This is a genomic window from Chitinophaga sp., assembly GCF_036569125.1.
Taxonomy (GTDB): domain Bacteria; phylum Bacteroidota; class Bacteroidia; order Chitinophagales; family Chitinophagaceae; genus Chitinophaga.
In genome coordinates this window covers 1-3,010 of record NZ_DATCRF010000295.1, presented here as the reverse complement: position 1 = coordinate 3,010, position 3,010 = coordinate 1, and the positions used below count along the sequence as shown (strand labels likewise).

The 3,010-nt window shown below is 50.3% G+C and carries 3 protein-coding genes and 1 pseudogene; all 4 read right to left on the bottom strand.

Annotated elements, in window-relative coordinates:
• Nucleotides 1-120: 120 nt before the first annotated feature.
• Nucleotides 121-843 carry an ABC transporter ATP-binding protein gene (locus VIM87_RS10855; protein WP_331997015.1) on the bottom strand — a complete coding sequence of 241 codons (723 nt, stop codon included), beginning with the start codon at nt 841-843 and terminating at the stop codon, nt 121-123.
• Between the two features lie 3 nt (nt 844-846).
• Complete coding sequence (locus VIM87_RS10850) at nt 847-1,767, bottom strand: ABC transporter ATP-binding protein (RefSeq protein ID WP_331997014.1); 921 nt, start codon at nt 1,765-1,767, stop codon at nt 847-849.
• Nucleotides 1,768-1,770: 3 nt separating this feature from the next.
• Nucleotides 1,771-2,670 (bottom strand): HlyD family secretion protein, encoded by a 900-nt coding sequence (locus VIM87_RS10845; protein WP_331997013.1) that lies wholly within the window; start codon nt 2,668-2,670, stop codon nt 1,771-1,773.
• A gap of 34 nt (nt 2,671-2,704) precedes the next feature.
• A pseudogene (locus VIM87_RS10840) lies at nt 2,705-3,010 on the bottom strand (transporter); the annotation flags it as partial.

The following is a 3,010-nucleotide window of genomic DNA, read 5'->3' as shown; positions in this document are numbered from 1 at the left end:
AGATTCAATTACGAATTATTCAATTACGAATGGCTTATCTTTTGTTGTTTGTTTTTGCTCATATCCTTTCTTCTTACGCTCTTTTTTCTTTTAATTTTTACTTTTTGCTTTTTTACCTTTTTACTTCCCTCTTGCCAGTTTCAGGAACACCTCATCCATCGAATCAGCCTGGAACTGCGCTTTCAGCTGCCGGGGCGTATCCAGGGCTTGTATACGGCCATCCACCATAATAGAGATCCGGTCACAATACTCTGCTTCATCCATATAGTGCGTGGTTACAAATACCGTTACCCCGCGGCCGGCTGCTTCGTAGATCAGGTCCCAGAACTGGCGCCGGGTAACCGGGTCTACCCCACCGGTAGGTTCATCCAGGAACACAATAGACGGATCATGCAGGATGGCTACGGAAAAGGCCAGCTTTTGCTTCCAGCCCAATGGCAGGGCGCTTACCAGCTGCTCTGCTTCAGCTTCCATCTGCAGCTTTTGCAGCAGCTGTTTTGTTTTTTCTTTGATCGCGCTATTGCTTAATCCATAAATGCCGCCGTAAAAACGGATGTTCTCTTTTACCTTCAGATCTTCGTACAGGGAGAACCGCTGGCTCATGTAACCGATATTTTGTTTTACCTTATCGGCCTGCGTGTACACATCAAAGCCGGCCACCTTAGCTTCCCCGCTGCTGGGCCTCAACAGCCCGCAAAGCATGCGCATAGCGGTTGTTTTACCGGCGCCGTTAGCCCCCAGGAAACCGAAGATCTCTCCTTCCTTTACTTCAAACGTTATGGCGTTGGTGGCTATGAAAGCACCGAATTTTTTAGTAAGCTCTTTAGTAACGATGGGATGCATAACTTAAACTTTTTCGCTTTTCATCAGCTCCATAAAACAATCTTCAATACCGGCCTGTATGGGATGTATGCTAAATTCCTCATGCCCTTTAGGCTGCAGGTAAGCGTGCAGCTTATCCAGGCCGGCCTCCCCGTGTTTGAGCGTAAGGTGCAGGTACTCTCCAAAAGCATAACAGCTCTCTGTTTCAGGGAAGCTGCGCAGGTCCTGGATCAGCGGGTACATACGTTTAGCGCGAACGGCCCACATTGGTTTGTTGTATCGGGCAATGATATGCTGCGGCGTATCAATTTCCAGCAGGCTGCCATTCTGGATCAGCGCTACCCGGTCGCAGAGCATGGCCTCATCCATATACGGTGTGGATACCAGGATGGCAATGCCTTTTTTACGCAGGCGCTGCAGCATTTCCCAGAACTCCTTGCGGGATACGGGATCTACACCGGTAGTAGGTTCGTCCAGGAACAGCACTACCGGTTTATGCACCAGCGCACAGCACAACGCCAGCTTTTGCTTCATACCGCCGGAAAGCTTCCCTGCCGGCCGGTCTTTGAAAGGCGCTATCTGCACATATATTTCTTCTATCAGCTCATAGTTGGCAGCCACCGTGGTATTAAAAATGGTGGCAAAAAAATCCAGGTTCTCCTGTACCGTCAGGTCCTGGTACAGGGAAAAACGGCCCGGCATGTAACCCACTATTTTGCGGATGGCTTTGTAGTTCTTTACCACATCCAGGCCATTCACGGCAGCCTGTCCCTTATCCGCCAGCAGCAGGGTGGTAAGAATGCGGAACAGCGTGGACTTACCGGCGCCGTCCGGTCCTATGAGCCCGAACAGTTCTCCTTCATTCACGGTGAAAGAAATATTGTGCAGGGCTTTTACCTTGCCGAAACTTTTGTGCACATCCTGTACAACAATGGGTGTTTCCATGAGTTATTGTTTTGCCAGTTTCAGCTCAGCGGGCATACCTATTTTCAGGCTGCCATCATTCTGCACTTTCACTTTTACGGCGTATACCAGGTTAGTTCTCTCTTCTTTAGTTTGTATTTCCTTGGGGGTAAACTCTGCTTCGGCAGACACCCAGGTTACGGTACCGGGCCACTCGTGGTATTTACCATCCGGCAGGTCGGTGCGTACGGTTACCTGCTGGCCTATCTTTAACAGCCCCAGCTGTTCCTCGCCCACATAAGCCCGCAGCAGCAGGGAGGAAAGGTCGGCTACCTTATACAACGGTTTACCATAGTTCACCACCTCACCCTTTTCAACATACTTGGTAAGGACAGTGCCGCTAACGGGGTTCACTATACGCGACTGGCGCAGCTGATCATTGAGCTGCAGCACCTGTGCTTCCAGGGGCTGTGTTTCGCTGCTGTAGCCACTTACCTGTGTATTGAGGGTGGAGGCCAGGGAGCGGTATTGTTTTTCCAGCACAGCTACCTGCGCATTAACATCATCCAGCTGTTTGGTGGTGGCGGCGCTGGCCTTTACCAGGTTCTGTATACGCAGCTGCTCCCGTTTTTGGGTGGCTATCTGTTCGCGGATCACTTCCAGCTGGGGCGCGGTTTCCGGTATTTTACTCAGCACGGCTTTAATGTTGGCCTTTACCTGCGATTTTTTCAGGGAAAGCTGGGTAGAATCTATCCATCCTACGATGGTATCAGCGGGTAAGGTCATTCCCTCTTCTACGGCAAAGGATAACAGCTTACCGGTGCCTTCGGCAGATACCACTGTTTCTATGGCTTCAAAGTTCCCATAGGCGTCTGCGTTATCATCATTAGAGCGGCAGGCCGGCAGCATAATAGCGAGTACTATAACATTGAATACAGTACGCATGGTGCAAATGTTTTTGAGTACAGGTAACATATATTTAATAACCTTTTATAAGTTGATAATTAATACGGGCCAGCCCAAGCTGCACCTGGTGTGTGCTTTGATCTACCCGGGCCTGCATTACGGCATTCAGGTCGGTAACATAATCATGCACGGTAATAACCCCGTTATCCAGCTGGGCCGCGCTGGCATCTTTTACCCGGGCGCGCAGGGTCAGGATGTCGTTATCTTTTTCCAGCGTTTGCTGCAGGCGGCCTATTTCCGTTTGCTGCTGCGCCAGCTGCACCCGGGTGTTAAGCGTGAACGTTTCTGTTTGCTGGTTAATGTTCTGCTGCTGCAGGCG

Bases quoted from the DNA above. Each gene is read 5' to 3' on its own strand.
- VIM87_RS10855 (WP_331997015.1), bottom strand. From the start codon at position 843: ATGCATCCCATCGTTACTAAAGAGCTTACTAAAAAATTCGGTGCTTTC.
- VIM87_RS10850 (WP_331997014.1), bottom strand. From the start codon at position 1,767: ATGGAAACACCCATTGTTGTACAGGATGTGCACAAAAGTTTCGGCAAG.
- VIM87_RS10845 (WP_331997013.1), bottom strand. From the start codon at position 2,670: ATGCGTACTGTATTCAATGTTATAGTACTCGCTATTATGCTGCCGGCC.